Source organism: Asanoa sp. NPDC050611 (assembly GCF_040654855.1).
GTDB lineage: Bacteria > Actinomycetota > Actinomycetes > Mycobacteriales > Micromonosporaceae > Asanoa.
In genome coordinates this window covers 1-16613 of sequence record NZ_JBFAIU010000162.1, presented here as the reverse complement: position 1 = coordinate 16613, position 16613 = coordinate 1, and the positions used below count along the sequence as shown (strand labels likewise).

Annotated in this window: 14 protein-coding genes and 1 pseudogene; 8 read left to right on the top strand and 7 right to left on the bottom strand. The window is 72.7% G+C overall.

All coding sequences use genetic code 11. The annotated features are described in order from the left end of the window. The 3 genes and pseudogenes from AB0H87_RS23750 to AB0H87_RS23740 form a co-directional block, all read right to left on the bottom strand. Positions 1-440, bottom strand: a pseudogene (locus tag AB0H87_RS23750) (ABC transporter permease); the annotation flags it as partial. A gap of 126 nt (positions 441-566) precedes the next feature. Further along, positions 567-1205 carry a class I SAM-dependent methyltransferase gene (locus AB0H87_RS23745; protein WP_360149463.1) on the bottom strand — a complete coding sequence of 213 codons (639 nt, stop codon included), beginning with the start codon at positions 1203-1205 and terminating at the stop codon, positions 567-569. Between the two features lie 278 nt (positions 1206-1483). Continuing rightward, positions 1484-1810 carry a TetR/AcrR family transcriptional regulator C-terminal domain-containing protein gene (locus AB0H87_RS23740; RefSeq protein ID WP_360149460.1) on the bottom strand — a complete coding sequence of 109 codons (327 nt, stop codon included), beginning with the start codon at positions 1808-1810 and terminating at the stop codon, positions 1484-1486. 486 nt (positions 1811-2296) lie between these two features. Here AB0H87_RS23740 and AB0H87_RS23735 point away from each other — a divergent pair, with 486 nt between their 5' ends. After that, a complete protein-coding gene (locus AB0H87_RS23735) occupies positions 2297-2917 on the top strand; it encodes an L-threonylcarbamoyladenylate synthase (protein ID WP_360149457.1) in 621 nt (206 codons plus the stop codon). A 71-nt stretch (positions 2918-2988) separates the two neighbouring features. After that, positions 2989-3441, top strand: a complete 453-nt coding sequence (locus tag AB0H87_RS23730) for a hypothetical protein (protein WP_360149454.1) — start codon at positions 2989-2991, stop codon at positions 3439-3441. Here AB0H87_RS23730 and AB0H87_RS23725 read toward each other — a convergent pair. Then, entirely contained in the window at positions 3426-4616 is a 1191-nt protein-coding gene (locus AB0H87_RS23725) for an MFS transporter (RefSeq protein WP_360149451.1), read from the bottom strand. The two genes, AB0H87_RS23730 and AB0H87_RS23725, sit on opposite strands and share 16 nt — an antisense overlap. Before the next feature lie 267 nt (positions 4617-4883). Between AB0H87_RS23725 and AB0H87_RS23720 the strand changes: the two genes are divergently transcribed. After that, entirely contained in the window at positions 4884-5630 is a 747-nt protein-coding gene (locus AB0H87_RS23720) for an SDR family oxidoreductase (RefSeq protein WP_360149448.1), read from the top strand. A 45-nt stretch (positions 5631-5675) separates the two neighbouring features. Then, the gene (locus tag AB0H87_RS23715) at positions 5676-6209 is read left to right on the top strand and encodes an acyltransferase (RefSeq protein WP_360149445.1); all 534 of its coding nucleotides are present in this window, start codon (positions 5676-5678) and stop codon (positions 6207-6209) included. Between the two features lie 7 nt (positions 6210-6216). Here AB0H87_RS23715 and AB0H87_RS23710 read toward each other — a convergent pair whose 3' ends face one another. The 3 genes from AB0H87_RS23710 to AB0H87_RS23700 are packed head-to-tail and all read right to left on the bottom strand — an operon-like array spanning position 6217 to position 10449. Next, a complete protein-coding gene (locus AB0H87_RS23710; protein ID WP_360149442.1) occupies positions 6217-7500 on the bottom strand; it encodes a nucleotide sugar dehydrogenase in 1284 nt (427 codons plus the stop codon). 4 nt (positions 7501-7504) lie between these two features. Then, a complete protein-coding gene (locus AB0H87_RS23705; RefSeq protein WP_360149439.1) occupies positions 7505-9031 on the bottom strand; it encodes a glycosyltransferase in 1527 nt (508 codons plus the stop codon). Next, positions 9028-10449, bottom strand: a complete 1422-nt coding sequence (locus AB0H87_RS23700) for a glycosyltransferase family 4 protein (protein ID WP_360149466.1) — start codon at positions 10447-10449, stop codon at positions 9028-9030. The genes AB0H87_RS23705 and AB0H87_RS23700 overlap by 4 nt, the downstream gene beginning before the upstream one ends. Before the next feature lie 261 nt (positions 10450-10710). Here AB0H87_RS23700 and AB0H87_RS23695 point away from each other — a divergent pair, with 261 nt between their 5' ends. The 4 genes from AB0H87_RS23695 to AB0H87_RS23680 are packed head-to-tail and all read left to right on the top strand — an operon-like array spanning position 10711 to position 16535. After that, entirely contained in the window at positions 10711-11901 is a 1191-nt protein-coding gene (locus AB0H87_RS23695; protein WP_360149436.1) for a hypothetical protein, read from the top strand. A 41-nt stretch (positions 11902-11942) separates the two neighbouring features. Further along, entirely contained in the window at positions 11943-13028 is a 1086-nt protein-coding gene (wecB, locus tag AB0H87_RS23690; RefSeq protein ID WP_360149433.1) for a UDP-N-acetylglucosamine 2-epimerase (non-hydrolyzing), read from the top strand. Beyond that, a complete protein-coding gene (locus tag AB0H87_RS23685) occupies positions 13025-14410 on the top strand; it encodes a glycosyltransferase (protein WP_360149430.1) in 1386 nt (461 codons plus the stop codon). The genes wecB and AB0H87_RS23685 overlap by 4 nt, the downstream gene beginning before the upstream one ends. 1 nt (position 14411) lies before the next feature. Next, complete coding sequence (locus AB0H87_RS23680; RefSeq protein WP_360149427.1) at positions 14412-16535, top strand: glycosyltransferase family 1 protein; 2124 nt, start codon at positions 14412-14414, stop codon at positions 16533-16535. Positions 16536-16613 lie beyond the last annotated feature (78 nt).

Genomic DNA, 16613 nt, shown 5'->3' with positions numbered 1-16613 from the left:
TGGGTGAGCATGACCGCGATCGGCAGCACGGCGCGCGGGAAGTGCAGCGCGCGGATGAGGCCGAGGTTGCCCACGATCGACGACGTGCCCTGCTGGACCACCGCCGAGGTGAAGGTAAAGACGAAGAGCCCGGTGCAGAGATACGGGATGAAGCTGTCGACCTGGTGGCGGGTGTTGAGGACCACGCCGAAGATCAGGTAATAGACGCCGGCGTTGGCCAGCGGCGTCAGGATCTGCCAGAGCTGGCCGAGGCGGGCGGTGCTGAACGCGGCGACGACCTTCGCGTTCGCGTACTCGGTGATGAAGTGCCGATAAGCCCACAGCTGCTTCGTGTACGACAACAGGTCGGGGCGCGCGCCGGCGACGTGGAGCCCGTGCCGGGCTGCCAATTGCCGCGGCTGCAGATCCGAGCCACGTTCGACGACTGCGGTATCGGCCATGCTGGTCGCTCCCTTGTGGTCACGCGGTTCACGTCGTCGCCGCGGCGGGTGGCCGCGGCCGACACCGGGAGACGCTAGCCGCGCCGACGTCGCGACGCAACCGTACCGTCGCGACGCTCCGGGCGCCTACGCGCGAGCCACCACGGTCACGCGACCGGGCTCGCCGGCGCACTTGACGACGGTCAGGCCCTGATCCTCGACCAGGCGGGGGAGGGAGGTGGTGTCGTAGAAGCGGACGACTCCCGGCACGACGTGGTAGCACGCCGCGCGCAGCCGCCAGTACAGGTTCGGGTAGGTCAGCGGCGCGTCGACGCGGGCCGGAGCCGTGATCAGCAGGTGTCCGCCCGGCCGCAGACAGCGCCGGATCTCGGCGATGAAGGCTGCGGGATGCCGAAGGTGCTGCACGACCAGGATCGCAAGCACACCACCGAGCGAGGCGTCCGCGAACCGCAGCGGCGCGCCGACGTCGTGCACGTCGAACGTTGCGTCGACCTTCTCGCGAGCGGCCCGGGCCCGTGCGACCTCGACCATGCGCGGCGACCCGTCGACACCGACGACGTCATAGCCACGCCGAGCGAGCGCGAGCGCGTGCGCGCCCGGCCCGCAACCGAGATCCGCCACCGGCCCGGGCGGTGCCACCACGTTGGCAAGCTCCTCGACGACCCGCTCGACCAACTCACGATGCTCCGGCTGATCGCGCCGCCGCTCCCAGGCGGCACTCTCGCGGTCGTACACGAACCGGAAGAACCACTGCGGAGCAGGCATGCCGGCGACGTTACGCGCGCGGCCGGGAACGTTGCGCACAGCGGCATCGCGATCCTTTGGCTTCCCGTTCGAGAACCGGACCCCACCGCCGGCCCGGTCGTCTTCACCGAGCCTGTCGTCCTCGCGACCTCAGCCACACATCCGCTCACCAAACAGGAATCCGTGTCCTATGAGGACCTCGCGGAGCCTCGCCGGCCCGGTGGGCACTGGTGTGGCGCACGTCTGCGGAAACCCAACTCATCCGCACGTTCGCCGACCTCATCACCGAACTCGGGCCACTAGTCATGTGAGGTGGGGCCGGGTGACGGCAGGGCCGCGGCGATGCAGTCGAGGACGCGCTGGAGCCCGTGCCGGAACTGGTCGTCGCGGCTCAGGTGTGGCTGGCGCGCCTCCATCACGATCCTGGTCAAGATCGGGTAATCACCGCTCTGCACCAGTTGGTCGACGTACGGGCGGCTCCGCGCCATCCACTCCGACTCGCTCAGTCCGCTGCGGCGGACCTCCTCGGCCGAGCTGATCTCCTCGCGGACGGTGCCCTCGACATAGCCGATCAGGATGGCAACGAGGCCGAGGTTCTCGTCGATGGCGACGAACGCGTCGAGCACTCCCATCAGCGTCCCGCTCGGCGGCGGCCGCGTGCAGCAGCACCGCCGAGGAGTCGATCCGGTCCTCGGCCAGGCCGAGCCGGTAGCCGGTCGGTGAGCTGAGGATCACATCGGGACCGAGCCGGGCGCGCACGCGGGAGACCAGGAGCTGCAGGGCCTTGGTGGGGTGCGCGGGCTGCTCGTCGGGCCACAGCCCGTCGACCAGCCGGCCGGTGCTGGCGCCCACCCGCGGCTCGGCGGCCAGCAGGGCGAGCAGCGCACGGGGGCCGGAGCCGGTCATCTCCCGGCCCCGGAACGCCACCCGCGACAGCAGGACCAACTCGACGGTCACCGGCCTCAGGATAGCCGCGCGCCGGCCGTTCACCGATCCTCCACCGGCCCTGGCTGCCGGTGCGTGCGCCCCCGGGCCGCGGGTCCGCGGTCCGCGTCTCCTTTGTGGACCCGCACGCTCGGGCGGCCCGGGCCGCAGCGGCGTACGCTGCCGCCGTGGCGCGGTACTTCGACATGCATCCGGAGAACCCCGCGGCGCGGGCGGTCGGGCAGGTGGTCGACCTCGTTCGCGGCGACGGGCTCGTCGCGTACCCCACCGACTCGCTCTATGCCCTGGGTTGCCGGCTCGACAGCGCGGACGGTGTCGAGCGGATCCGGCGCATCCGGCAGCTCGACGACCGTCACCACTTCACGCTCGTGTGCCGCGACTTCAGCCAGCTCGGCCAGTTCGTGCAGATCAACAACGCGCGGTTCCGGGCCGTCCGGGCCGCGACGCCGGGCGGCTACACGTTCATCCTGCCCGCGACCCGGGAGGTGCCGCGGCGGCTGCGGCATCCGCGGAAGCGTACGGTCGGCGTCCGTATCCCGGACCACGTCGTGACCCAGTCGATCCTCGCCGCCCTCGGTGAGCCGCTCGTGTCCAGCTCGCTGCTGCTGCCGGGCGACGAGGAGCCGATGACGCAGGGCTGGGAGATCAAGGAACGCCTGGACCACGTGGTGGACGCCGTGGTCGACGCCGGTGACTGCGGCACGGTGCCGACGACCGTGATCGACTGGAGTGATGACGAGCCGGTCATCCTCCGCCGCGGCGCGGGCGACCCGGCGCGGTTCGAATAGTTCGCTCCGGGCCGCCCTCGGCCAGTGGGATAATTGCGTAGAACCGGACATACGTGACCGGGGGGTGAGGTATGTCGACCGACACCGCGCACCGCGCGCACAGCCAGACGCACGCGCACATCCACGGCATCGACTGCGGCCACGAGGCGTTCGAGCACGTCGGCCACATCGACTATCTGCACGACGGGCACCGGCACCACTCGCACGACGGGCACTACGACGAGTGCGACGCCGCCGAGCACCCGCGCTCCGAGCCGCACCAGCACCAGCACGGCGACGGGTGCGGGCACGTGGGGCTGCGGCACGACGGGCACGTGGACTACCTGCACGACGGCCACGCGCACATGAAACACGGTGACCACTGGGAGGAGTGCGCGGTCAACGACCACGTCGAGGCCGAGTCGCACACCCACGTGCACGGCGACGGGTGCGGCCACCCGGCGGTCGACCACGGTGACCACGTCGACTACCTGCACGAGGACCACCGGCACGCCGCGCACCAGGGCCACTACGACGAGCACTGACGGTGCACGGCGGTCATCGCGGCGATCCCCGCGAGGCCGACGACCGGTGCGAACGCGAAACCGGCGCGCAGGTCGGCCGCCGCGAGCGGGCCGGCCAGCGCGGCACCGGTCGCGCTGCCGACGGTGAACGCGGTCATGATCCAGGCGAACGCCTCCACCACGGTCCCGGCCGGCGCGAGCCGGTCGGTGGTGAGGAAGACCGCGGTCAGCAACGGCGGCAGCGCGACGCCGCACAGCGCCACCAGCGCCGCCATCGGGCCCGTGCCGGGCATCAGCAGCAGCGGCACGTAACCGATCGCGAAGCACGCGGCCAGCACCGGCAGCCGTACCGTGCCGCCCGGCCGCGCCCGCGTGTAGAGCAGGCCGCCGACCAGCGCACCACCGGCCTGCGCGGCGAGCAGCCAGCCGCTGAGCCCGCGGTCGCCGGCCGCCTCGGCGTAGCCGGTGAGCGCGACCGGCAGGCTGCCGACGGCCGCGCCGACGCAGACGACCCCGGCGACGAGCACGACGAAGGTGCCCACGCGCAGCGGCCCGGCCCAGTGGCGCTGCGCGGCCGGCTCACCGCGCCAGACCCGCACCGGTCGCGAGACCGCGAACACGACCGCACCCGCGAGTTGACAGGCGGCGGCCGCGACCAGGCCGGCCGACGGGCCACCGACCGCGACGGCGCCGAGCGTCACCAGTGGACCGACCACGAAGATCACTTCTTGGAGGGCGATGTCGAGGGTGTACGCCGCGGTGACGGCGGAGGTGGGCACGAGCGCGGGCCAGAGCGCGCGCAGGCACGCCTCGAGCGGCGGCGTGCCGAGCCCGGCGAGCGCGGCACCGGCGACGGTCAGCCCGAGGTCGCCACCGCCGGCCACGACGGTGAGGAACCCGACCGCCGACAGCACGGACGAGCCGTACAGCACCGGCGGCTGCCGCCAGCGGTCGACGGACCGGGCGAGCAGCGGCGCGCTGACCGCCATGCCGGCCGTGTAAGCGGCGACGACGAGCCCGGCGAGCGACAGGCTGACGGACTCGCGGGCGAACAGCAGCAGGGCCAACGGCCCGGCGGCGAGCGGAATCCGGCCGACCTGACTGGCGGCCAGCAGCGTGGGCACGCGGGGTGCCCGCAGCACGGCCCGCACACCGGGCGGTGGCGGGGATACGGGTTCGGACGTGACTGTAGACATAGGACATCGCTCCCGGACGAGGGTCGGCGGACACGGGGCAGGGCCCGTGCCTCAGGGAGCGAAGTCGCCGCGCTTGTGGTCGTCTCCGTAGAGCGGCAGCGGCGGGGTGATCCAGACAGCGAAGGCGGCCGCGGAGATCACGCCCACACCTTACCGCTTGAGACGGCCGTCACATTCCGCACCGACGGTCACAAGGCCGCGGGCTATCCGGTCGAAGCGGGTGCGGGGCGGGACCGCGTCGCGCGAAGCTGAGTAAGGGGTTGACTGATGAAGATCGTGGTTTTCGGTGGGACCGGGCTGATCGGGTCGCAGGTGGTGCGGCTCCTGGGCGAGGCGGGGCACGAGGCGGTCGCGCAGTCGCCGTCGACCGGCGTCAACACGGTGACGGGTGCGGGCCTGGCGGACGCGCTGGCCGGGGCCGACGTCGTGGTCGACGTGACCAACTCGCCCTCGTTCGCGCCCGACGACGTCATGGAGTTCTTCCAGAAGTCGACGGGCAACCTGCTCGCCGCGGAGCGGGCGGCCGGCGTGCGGCACCACGTCGCGCTGTCGGTGGTCGGCGCCGAGCGCAGCCCGCAGAGCACCTACCTGCCGGCCAAGGTCGCGCAGGAGAAGCTCATCGCCGCGTCGGGCGTCCCGTACACCGTGGTCAAGGCGACGCAGTTCTTCGAGTTCCTGGGCGCCATCGCGGACTCCGCGACGGACGGCGACACCGTGCACATCGCGCCGGTGGCCTTCCAGCCGATCGCCTCCGCGGACGTGGCCCGCGCGGTCGCCGACGCGGCGGTCGCGGCGCCCGTCAACGGGACGGTCGAGACGGCCGGTCCGGACCGGATGCGCTTCGACGAGGCCATCCGGGACGCGCTCGCCGCGAAGGGCGACCCGCGCAAGGTGGTCGCCGACCCGGCCGCGACCTACTTCGGGCAGGTCCAGACGGACGAGACGATCGTGCCGATCGGTGACTACCGTCCCGGTGCGATCCACCTGGCCGACTGGCGGGCCGCGCAGGCCTGAGGGCGGCGTACGCCGCGGGAGGGGTGCCCACTATCGTCGGGCGGCATGAATAGTGATGCCACGTCCGAGGTGTTCGTGCACCCCTCCGCGGAGGTCGACGAGGGAGCGCGGATCGGCGCCGGGACGAAGGTCTGGCACCTGGCCCACATCCGCTCGTCGGCGACCATCGGGGCGAACTGCGTGATCGGCCGCAACGTGTACGTGGACGCCGGCGCGGTGGTCGGCGACCTCGTGAAGATCCAGAACAACGTCTCCGTCTACCAGGGCGTGACGATCGAGGACGAGGTCTTCGTCGGTCCCTGCGCGGTGTTCACCAACGACCTGCGGCCGCGGGCGCAGAACCCCGACTGGCAGATCACCCCGACGCTGGTGCGCCGGGGTGCCTCGATCGGTGCGAACGCCACGCTGGTCTGCGGCGTCGAGATCGGCGAGTACGCCATGGTCGCCGCCGGCTCGGTGGTCACGAAGAACGTCGCGCCCTACCAGCTCGTGGCCGGCAACCCGGCCCGCCCGCTCGGCTGGGTGGACGCCAAGGGTCAGGTCGTGTCGCGCGACCCCCAGCGCCCACCGAACGCCTGAGCCTGACTCAGCCGCCGATCACGATCCGCTCGACCCCGTCCCACCGGGCGGGGTCGGTCACCCGCCGGCCGTCGACCAGCACCCGCACGCCGGGCAGGTCGGCGGCCGCGAGCGTCCGGTACTCGGCGTGGTCGGCCTGGATGACGACCGCGGTGACCGGCTGGCCCTCGTGCGGGAGCAGGCCGTGGGCCCGCAGTTCCTCGTCGGTGTACATCGGGTCGGCGACGTACGCGTTCGCGCCCCGGGCCTTCAGCGCCGCCACGGTCGGGAAGACGCCCGAGAACGCCGTCTCCTTGACCCCGCCGCGGTACGCCGCACCGAGCACCAGCACGTTCGCGCCGGTCAGGTCGCCGTACGCGTCGGCGAGCAGCTTCACCGCGTAGTCCGGCATGCCCGCGTTGGCCTCGCGCGCCGAGCGCACGACCGTGGCCTCCGGGTCGTTCCACAGGTACATCCGCGGGTAGATCGGGATGCAGTGGCCGCCGACCGCGATGCCCGGCAGGTGGATGTGGCTGTACGGCTGCGAGTTCGACGCCTCGATCACCTTGAGGACGTCGATCCCGGCGGTGTCGGCGAAGCGGGCGAACTGGTTGGCCAGCGCGATGTTCACGTCGCGGTAGGTCGTCTCGGCGAGCTTGGCCATCTCCGACGCCTCGGCGGAGCCCAGGTCCCACACGCCGTTGGGGCGGGGGAGGTCGGTGCGGTCGTCGAAGTCGAGGACGGCCTCGTAGAAGCGGACGCCGCGCTCGGCCGACCCGGCGTCGATGCCACCGACCAGCTTGGGGTACTTGCGCAGGTCGGCGAAGACCCGGCCGGTGAGCACCCGCTCGGGGCTGAAGACCAGGAAGAAGTCCTCGCCCGCGGTGAGGCCGGAGCCCTTGGCCAGCATCGGCGCCCAGCGGTCGCGGGTGGTGCCGACCGGCAGCGTCGTCTCGTAGCTGACCAGCGTCCCCGGGCGCAGGCCGGCGGCGATGGACTTCGTCGCGTCGTCCATCCAGCCGAAGTCCGGGATGCCCTCGGCGTCGACGAACAGCGGGACGACGACGACCACGGCCTCGGACTCGGCGACGGCCGCCGCGGTGTCGGTGGTGGCCGAGAGCAGGCCGTCGGCCACGGCCTTGGCCAGCTTCGTGTCGAGGTCGGCCTCACCCGGGAACGGCGGGATGCCCTCGTTGACCAGGTCGACCACTCGCTTGGAGGTGTCGGCGCCGATGACCCGGTGGCCCTTCGACGCGAACTGCACGGCCAGCGGCAGGCCGATCTTCCCCAGGGCGACGACGCAGATGTTCACGGGCCTACTTTCCTAGACGAAGTTTGACGCGCTTCTTCAGGTGGGCGACCACCCGGCCAACGGTCACGGGGGTGACGCCGATCATGACCTGGCCGGTGTGGTCGAGCGTGACGGCCAAAACGTACACGCGTGACGCTCGGATCCGGACCACGGGGCGGGGCGCCCGGAAGCCCGGCGCACGCAGGGGAGCCGTGCCGTCGCCGACCGTGGCCGTCAACGCCCGGCGCTCGCCGCGGACGGAGCTGGTGGCCAGCAGCTCCTTGGCGGACAGCCGGGCCAGCACGTGGCCGCCGTCGACGGCCGCGGTGGCGGTGACGTCGCCGGCGCCGATCACGACCGGGTCGGCCAGGTCCGTGCGCGGGCTGTGGCAACGGACCTCCAGCGCCCGGCCGCGGGCCCAGGTGACCGCCGTCACGTCGAGCTTGGCGGGCCAGTCCGGCGCGCCCGTTACGTCGAAGCACGCGTCGGGCGGGCCACCGGCCGTCCGGAAGCCCGGGTAGGCGGCGTAGCTCCGATCGCCGTCGGTGACGGTGGCCGGGACGCCGACCTCCGCGTCCTGGCGGATGACGGCGAGCAGCGCGGCGGCGTCAGCGTGCGCGGCGACGGCGAGCCGCACCCGGGTCTCGGCCGTGAGCCGCGCCCGGATGCGGTCGGTGAGGTACTCGCGGACCAGCGCGCCGATGCCGGCCACGATGCGCTCCAGCGAGCCGGCGTCGGCCTTGCGGAGCTGGTCGCCGACGAGCGCGGTCAGCTCCCAGCGGAAGTGCCGGGTCAGGATCGCGTCCCGCCGTTCGCCGGCCGGCACGAGGGCCGCGATGAACGAGATCAACTGCGTCAGGGCTTCGACGCGTACGCTCGCCCGGCTGCCGTAGCTCACGTTGCTGGAGTCGAGCCGGCGCACCGCGTAGTAGTAGTCGTAGTCGGCGCGCACCGAGATCCGCCGCGCGTGGAAGCAGGCCTCGATGGTGAACGGCTGGTCGGAGAGCACCCGCATGCCCTCGGGGAAGCGCAGGCCGTGCTTCTCGATCAGCGCGCGGCGGAACAGCTTGGTGTTGGCCATCGCGTACGGCAGCGCGGAGTCGAACAGGTCGAGGTCGTCGGCGTCGGCCGCGAAGACGGTCTGGTCGACGTGCCGGCTGTTGACGCCGACGACCCGCCCGAGCACGACGTCGGAGCCGAGCCGGTCGGCCGTGGTGACGAGCCGTTCGAGGGCCTCCGGGCCGAGATAGTCGTCGGCGCCGAGGAAGAAGACGTAGCGCCCGTTGGCCTGGTCGAGCGCGCGGTTGCTCGGCACCGCGGGGCCGCCCGAGTTGGGCTGGTGCAGCACGGTGAAGATGTCGGGGTGGAGCCGGGCGAAGCGGTCGAGCTCCGCGCCGCCGCCGTCGGTCGAGCCGTCGTCGACGGCGATCACCTCGAGCTGGCCGGCTCCGATGGTCTGCGCCACCAGGGACTCGAGGCAGCGGGTGAGGTACGGCATCGTGTTGTAGACCGCGACGACCACGGTCACCGCCGGACCCTGAGCCTCGCTCACGACGCGCTACCCGCGGGCAGCAGCTCGCGGTAGATCTTGTCGAGCACCTCCGCCTGCGCCTCCCAGGTCCAGGTGTCGAGCAGGCCGGGCTTGTCGTAGGCCGACCGGTAGGCGGCCGGGTCGGCCAGCACCGCCCGGACGGCGCGGACGAAGTCGTCGAGATCCTTGGCGCGGAACACCTCGCCGTTGCCGGCGGCGCGGACCGTGTCGGCCATCGTGCGCACGTCGGAGACGACCATCGGCAGGCGCGCGTGCGCGTACTCGAAGAACTTGGTGATCAGCGCGATCTCGTGGTTCGGCCAGTGGTGGATCGGGATCACGCCGGCGTCGGCGCCGGACAGGAAGCCCACCACCTGGTCGGGCGACACGTAGGGCAGCACGTGCAGGCGGTCGCCGACGCCCAGTGCCGCGGCCCGCGCGACGAGGTCGCGCACGTAGTTGTTGGGCGGCGCGCTGACCACGAAGGCGACGTGCGCCTCCGGGAGCCGGGGCAGCGCTTCGACCATGATGTCCAGGCCGCGCTGCACGCCGGCGGCACCGCTGTAGACCAGCAGTGGCACGTCGGCGCCGATCCCGCAGGAGACCCGCAGGTCGGGGGCGTCGGCGGACCCGCTGTCGGCGGCCGGGGCGTTCAGCACGATCGCGGGCCGGTCGGTGAGGCCGTGCTCGGCGATCAGCAGGTCGGCGAGGGTCTCCGAGACGGTGATCACGGCGTCCGCGTATGGCGCGTACTCCCGCTCGTGTGCCCGGGTCGCGGGCAGCCAGCGGGCGTTGTTCGCCCGCGGCCGGATGCCGGGCAGGAACTCGTGCGCGTCCCAGACCAGCTTCACCTGGCGGCCGGCCGCGGCGGCCCGGGCCTTCGCGCGGGCGCCGACGCCGATCATCCGGAAGTCGTGCGCGTGGATCAGGTCGGGCGCGAGGTCGTCGACGACCGGCCCGAACGTGTCCTCGTAGTCCCACAGCGAGGGGTCCAGTTGCCGCCACGCGCGCTCGCCCCGCAGCCCCAGCCAGAGCCTGGTGCGGGCGTGGTCGTAGGGACGGAAGGCGCGGCGCAGGGCGCCGACGACGACCGAGCGGACGCCCGTGGGCGGGGCCGACCGGGGAGGGGGGACGGACAGGGCCGGGACGGTCGCGCCGGCGGCGGGCGCCGGCGCCGCCGGTGCGGGCGCGGGCGCGGGTGGCGGGGCGGGCGCGACGCGGCGGCGCAGGAGCACCCGCAGGGCGGCCTTCCGCACCGCCGAGGCCCGGGCGAGCGGGTCGGGCATGGCGAGCAGCCGAACCTCGGCGCCGCCCAGCCGCCAGGTCACCGGAGCGCCGTACGTCAGGCCGAGAAGCACGACGTCCCAGCCCGCTTCGGCCGCCGATCGGGCTACTTTCTGTACGCGGGAGTCGCCGTGGACGCCGTTGTCGACCAACATGACCACGCGGCGGCCGCCGGGACGCGCGGTGGCGGCTTCTGCTGCCATACCGGTCTTTTCGCCTTCCGAGCGCACGGGCTGTAACTGTGGTCGTGAGGCTACCAAGCCCGAGAGCGACTCAGTAACCGAGCCGGATCGATCCCATGGGGGTGTACGGGCGGTCATTCTCGGACGCCTTGGTGGGCTAAGGTCTTGCCCGTGTCCGCCCCCGCCGCCACTCCTTTCGACGCGAATTCCGTGCGCCCCGGCGACGATCCGACGGTGACCGCGACCGACGTTCCCGCGACAGCGGAACGTGACTCCGCCACCCTGCCGGAGCAGCCCGCGCCGGCCCGCCGGCGGTGGCGCTGGCCCGACGCCACTCCCGCCCTGCTCGGCTACGGCCTGGTGCGGCTCGTCGGGCTGCTGATCCTGCTGGTCTTCGCGCACAACGCCGGCAAGGACGTCACCTGGCTGCTGAGCAGCAGGTTCGACGCCGGCTGGTACAGGCAGATCGCCGTCGACGGCTACAACGCGGCGGTCCCGTTGGGTGCCGACGGCTCGGTGAAGCCGAGCAACCTGGCCTTCTTCCCGCTGTACCCCATGCTCACGGTGGCGGTCACCGCGCTGACCCCGCTGTCGTGGGGCGCGGCCGGCCTGCTCGTCGCCTGGCTGTCGGGTTTCGCGACCGCCTGGGGCCTGTTCGCCATCGGCAAGCACCTGCGGAACCGGACCTTCGGTGTCCTGCTCGCCATGCTCTGGGGGGTCCTGCCGCACGCGCTGGTGCAGAGCATGGCCTACAGCGAGTCGCTGCTCGCCGCGCTCTGTGCCTGGTCCCTCTACGCCCTCCTGCGGCGCCAGTGGCTGCTCGCCGGCACGCTCTGCCTGTTCGCCGGGCTCACCCGGCCGACGGCCAACGGGCTGATCGCCGCCGTCGTGCTGACGGCACTCGTGGCGGTCGTCCGCCGGCAGGACGGCTGGCGCCCGTGGGTCGGTGCCGCCCTGGCCCCGCTCGGCTACCTCGGCTACCTGACCTTCGTCGGGCTCCGGCTGGGCCGGCTCGACGGCTACTTCTACGTGCAGGGCGAGGGCTGGCACGTCGCCTGGGACTGGGGCAGGGACACGCTCGACGTCATCTGGCGGGTGACGACCGTGCCGGAGCGGCTGGAGATGTACGCGATCACGCTGCTGATCCTGCTCTCGGTCGCGCTGCTCGTGCTGATCTTCGTCGAGCGCTATCCGCTTCCCCTCCTGGTCTACTCCCTGGTTTCCGTCGTTTTCGTGCTGGGCGCCGGCGGGTCCTACCATTCAAAGGGCCGCCAGTTGATGCCGGTGTTCACCCTGTTGCTGCCCATAGCGATGGGGCTGACGTCGGCGCGCCGGCGCACCCAGATCGTGGTCATGGTGGTTCTCGCAGTCATCTCCGGGTGGTTCGGGGCGTATCTGACCCTGGTCTGGGCGGCGTCGCCGTAGGCCCGGCACAACCCGCCCCTCAGGAAAGGAACCCTGTTCCAGTGAAGGTCGTCAGCATCGTGGGCGCCCGCCCCCAGCTGGTGAAACTCGCCCCGATCGCAGCGGCGTTCGCCGGTGGCGACAGCCGACACGTCATCGTGCACACCGGTCAGCACTACGATGCCGATCTCTCCGACGTGTTCTTCACCGGGCTCGGCATACCCGACCCGGACGTGCACCTGGGCGTCGGCTCGGGCAGCCACGGCGAGCAGACCGGCCGGATCCTGGCCGCGCTCGACCCGGTGCTCGCCACCGAGCGTCCCGACTGGGTGCTCGTCTACGGCGACACCAACTCGACCCTCGCCGGGACCCTGTCCGCGGTGAAGCAGCACCTCCCGGTCGCCCATCTCGAGGCCGGGCTGCGCTCGTTCAACCGCCGGATGCCCGAGGAGCACAACCGGGTCCTCACCGACCACGCGGCGGACCTGCTGCTGGCGCCCACCGCCGAGGCGATGCGACACCTCGCCGCGGAAGGGCTGGCCGCCCGCTCGACCCTCGTCGGCGACGTCATGGTCGACGTCTGCCTGCGGGTCCGGGACGCGGTCCTGGCCGGCGAGCACGCCCGGCCGGCGCTGCCCGAGGGCATCGACCCGGACCAGCCCTACCTGCTCGCCACCCTGCACCGGGCGGAGAACACCGACGACCCGGCCCGGCTCGCCGCGCTGGTCGAGGCGCTGGTCGACCTGCCGGTGCCGGTCGCGCTGCTGGCCCACCCCCGGCTGCTCGCCCGGGCGGAGGAGCAGGGGCTCAAGCTGGCGCGGGGCGCGCTGCACGTCGGCCGGCCGCTGCCGTACGCCGGCATGGTCGCCGCCGTGCTCGGCTCCGTCGGGGTCGTGACGGACTCCGGCGGTCTCCAGAAGGAGGCCTACCTGCTCGGCCGGCCGTGCACCACGCTGCGCACCGAGACGGAGTGGGTCGAGACCCTGGCCGACGACTGGAACCGCCTGGTGCCCGACCCCGGCAGCCTCGGCGCCGACTGGGTCACCACCGCCACCCGACCGGCGCCCGACGCGCCACAGGGCACGCCGTACGGCGACGGCAAGGCGGCCGTCCGCGTGGTCGAGACCCTGCGCGAGCGCCGCGCATGAGCGGGCAGTCCGGGCGCCCCCACGTCATCTACCTGGCGATCGGCTTCCCGCCCGCCGCGAAGAGCTCGGCCTACCGGTTGCGCGAGACGGCCAACCAGTTCTGCGCGCTGGGTTGGGACGTCACCGTCATCACCCTCTGCGACGAGGCCTGGGAGCGGGAGTACGGGCTGGACCACAGCCTGTCGGAGAAGGTCGACCCGCGGATCGAGGTGGTCCGGCTGCCGCTCCTCCGGCAGGACCTCGAGACCGACATCCGGAAGTTCTCCGAGGCCCGCACGCTCAACCCGCCCGCCTGGCTCGCCAACCTGCGCAAGCAGGAGCAGAAGGTGTTCCCCGAGCCGGTCTTCGGCGGCTGGCGGCACGCGCTGGAGAAGGCCGTGCTCAAGGTGCACCGCGCCCACCCGGCCGACCTGCTGCTCAGCTCCTGCGCCCCGTACGTCAACCTGGCGGTGACCTGGAAGCTCTGGGAGGAGCACAAGGTTCCCTACGCGGTGGACTTCCGGGACGCGTGGTCGCTCGACGTGATCAACGGTGGCGAGGCGTTCACCGCCGCCTCGGTCTCCGGCCGGTGGGAGTCCAAGGTCCTCGACAAGGCGATCGCGGTCTGGTCGGTCAACGACCCGATCGCCGGCTGGTACCGCGACCGTTACCCGCAGCTCGCGGAGCGGGTGCACGTGGTCCGCAACGGCTACGACGAGGACAGCCTGCCCGCGGTCACCGGTCGCACGCCGGACCCGGCCGAGGGGCTGACGTTCGGCTACCTCGGCTCCGTCAACTTCAAGCCGGACTTCCTCAAGGCGGTCCTCGACGGCTGGCGGATCGCCCGGCAGCAGGACCCGCTGGTGGCGCGCTCCCGGTTCGAGGTGCGCGGCCACATCGGCGCCGGCCCGATGCGCGAGCAGAACCGGCACATGGACCTGCTCAAGGACGCCGCGCCCGACAACGTCACGTTCGGCGGCCCGGTCGCGAAGGCCGATCTGGCCGCGACCTACGGCTCGTGGGACGCGCTGGTGCTGATGCTGGTCGGCGGGCAGTACGTCACGTCCGGCAAGGTGTACGAGTTCATGGCCACCGGGCTGCCGGTGCTCTCCGCGCACGACGTCCGGCACGACGCGAGCAACGTCCTGGCCGGCCATCCCCTCTGGACCGGTGCGGTCGGGCTCGAGCCGAAGCGCCTCGCGGAGTCCTTCGTCAAGGCGGCGCGGATGGCCGTCGAGGCGACCGACGCGGACCGGGCGGCGGCCCGCGAACTGGCCCGCCGCTACGCCCGCCCCGCCGTGATCGCGCCCGTGGTCCGGCAGCTCGCCGACCTGGTCCGGCCGGGCGGTGGCGCCGCCGCGGAACCCGTGCACGCCTCGATCGGAGACGCCCACCGTGACTAACGTGCTCATCGTGGCGGCCTACGCCCCGGCGCAACCGGCCGTCCTGACGGAGGCCCTCGAACGCTTCAAGGGCCGGGGCGCGCACGTCGCGCTGGCGTGCTTCTTCGACCCCGCGGTGCTCAACCTCGACCCGGCGCTGGCCGACGCGCAGAACTTCGCCGCTACCGCGGAGACCATCACACCCCGGTTCCGCACCGCGCTCGGGCGGGCGCAGCCCAACCGCAAGATCTGGCTGCACGCACAGCGCAGCGCCTGGCTGCGCCAACAGGCCCGCGACGCCGACCTGCTGGTCGCGGTGGACCCCAAGTCCCTGCACACGGTGTGGGAGCTGGCTCAGCGCAACCTCCGGGCCGGCGCGCACTACGGCCTGGTGCCCGCGCTGAAGGCGCTCGACGCCGGCGCGTTCGGCGCGCTGCCGGTGCCTCGCCTGGTGGAACGGCAGGTCTCCGCCGCCGCCTCGATGGGGGTGCGAGGAGCCCGCCGGATGGCGGTGCAGAGTGCCCGGACGAGCCTGCGGCGCGCGACCGGTGCCCGGGTGATGCGCAACCCGGCCGGCGCGTGGTTCTGGACCCAGGCGGTCGGCGCACCTCGCGTGCCGGACCGCGTCCGGAACAAGCTGGCGCTGCGGGTCTACGACAGCGCGGTCCGGGCCGACCGCCTCGCCGCCGCGGCCCGCACCTCGGCCGCCGCGGTCCGCAAGCTGCGCAACCTGCAGTACAAGGCGGACCTGCTGGTCAAGGGCGCGCAGGCCGAGTTCGGCCTCGGCCGGGTGCCGACCGTGCTGCACGAGGCGATCAACGCCAATCTCCAGCTCGCCGACCTGCGCTACGGGCAGGGGAACATCCCGAAGGCGGTGGCGGCGCTGTCGGCGGCGTGGACCCTCGCCTCGAACCGCGTGCTGCACTTCGACCGCCTCACCTCGCCGATCGCCACCGACGTCCAGGGGCACCTGGGCGCGTTCGCGAACAGCCCGGCCGCGCAGCAGCTCTACGGCAACAACGGGCGGCGCACGCCGGCCGCGCCGCCGCCGACCGACCGGCCCCTGCGGATCCTGCTGACCACGCTGATCAACGACAACTTCCTGCACGAGATCCGGCAGCGGTACGAGGACATGCCGAACGTCGAGGTGCGGTTCCTGGACCTCAACGCCGACGAGGAGCGGCGCCCGCTGACCCGGTCCGCCAGTTCGGTGATGGAGTACCGGCTGTCGGGGTCCACGCCGTTCGGCGACAAGATCGAGGAGTGGCTGCGGCCGCACGTCGACTGGGCGGACGTCGTCTTCGTCGACTGGTGCCAGGCCACGGCGGCGCTGTTCACGATGCTCGACCCGGGCACCACCCGGATGATCATCCGGCTGCACAGCTTCGAGGCGTTCAACCTCTGGCCGCACCTGGTGGACTGGACCCGGGTCGACGACCTGGTCTTCGTCTCCGAGCACCTGCGCGACCTCGGTGTGGCGGTGCTCCCGAAGATCGCCGAGGAGGGCGGCCCGCGGCTGTGGGTCCTCGACAACGCGATGGACCTGCAGCGTTTCCCGAAGCCCAAGCCGGCCGAGGCCCGGTTCAACGTCGGGCTGGTCGGTGTCGGCTCGGTGGCCAAGGACTCCCGGTGGGCGATCGAGGTGCTGCGGCACCTGCGCGCGGCCGACGAGCGCTACCACCTGCTGCTGATCGGCAGCGACCTGAACAACCGGACCAGCGCGGCGGCGAAGGAGTACGGCGCTCTGCTGAAGAAGGACCTCGCCGAGCTGGAGCCCTCCGGCGCGGTGCAGCGGCGGGGGCAGACCGACGACGTGCCGGGCGCGCTGACCGAGGTCGGCGTGATCCTGAGCTCGTCGGTCCGCGAGAGCTTCCACTGCGGCCTGGTGGAGGGTGCGGCCAGTGGCGCTGTGCCCGTCGTCCGGGACTGGCCGTTCTTCGCCGGCAAGCCGCACGGTGCCCGGACGCTCTTCCCGGCGGACTGGGTGGTGGCCACGCCGGAGGAGGCCGCGAAGCGGATCCTGGACGCGACCGCGACCGAGGAACGGTGGCGGGAGCTGGGCCAGGAGGCGGCGGAGCTGTCGCTGCGCACCTGGGACTGGTCGGTCACCCACACCGGCTTCGACCGGCTGTTCCTCGAGCCCTGAGGCACTGACGGGAACGGGGCCCTGCAACGGCGGCGGCCGCGATCACGAGGCTGGCCAGCACGTCGGCCGGGTAGTGCA

Coding starts and splice junctions, on each gene's coding strand:
- AB0H87_RS23745 (WP_360149463.1), bottom strand. CDS start 1,205: ATGCCTGCTCCGCAGTGGTTCTTCCGGTTCGTGTACGACCGCGAGAGT.
- AB0H87_RS23730 (WP_360149454.1), top strand. CDS start 2,989: ATGTCGACCGACACCGCGCACCGCGCGCACAGCCAGACGCACGCGCAC.
- AB0H87_RS23725 (WP_360149451.1), bottom strand. CDS start 4,616: ATGTCTACAGTCACGTCCGAACCCGTATCCCCGCCACCGCCCGGTGTG.
- AB0H87_RS23720 (WP_360149448.1), top strand. CDS start 4,884: ATGAAGATCGTGGTTTTCGGTGGGACCGGGCTGATCGGGTCGCAGGTG.
- AB0H87_RS23715 (WP_360149445.1), top strand. CDS start 5,676: ATGAATAGTGATGCCACGTCCGAGGTGTTCGTGCACCCCTCCGCGGAG.
- AB0H87_RS23700 (WP_360149466.1), bottom strand. CDS start 10,449: ATGTTGGTCGACAACGGCGTCCACGGCGACTCCCGCGTACAGAAAGTA.
- AB0H87_RS23685 (WP_360149430.1), top strand. CDS start 13,025: ATGAGCGGGCAGTCCGGGCGCCCCCACGTCATCTACCTGGCGATCGGC.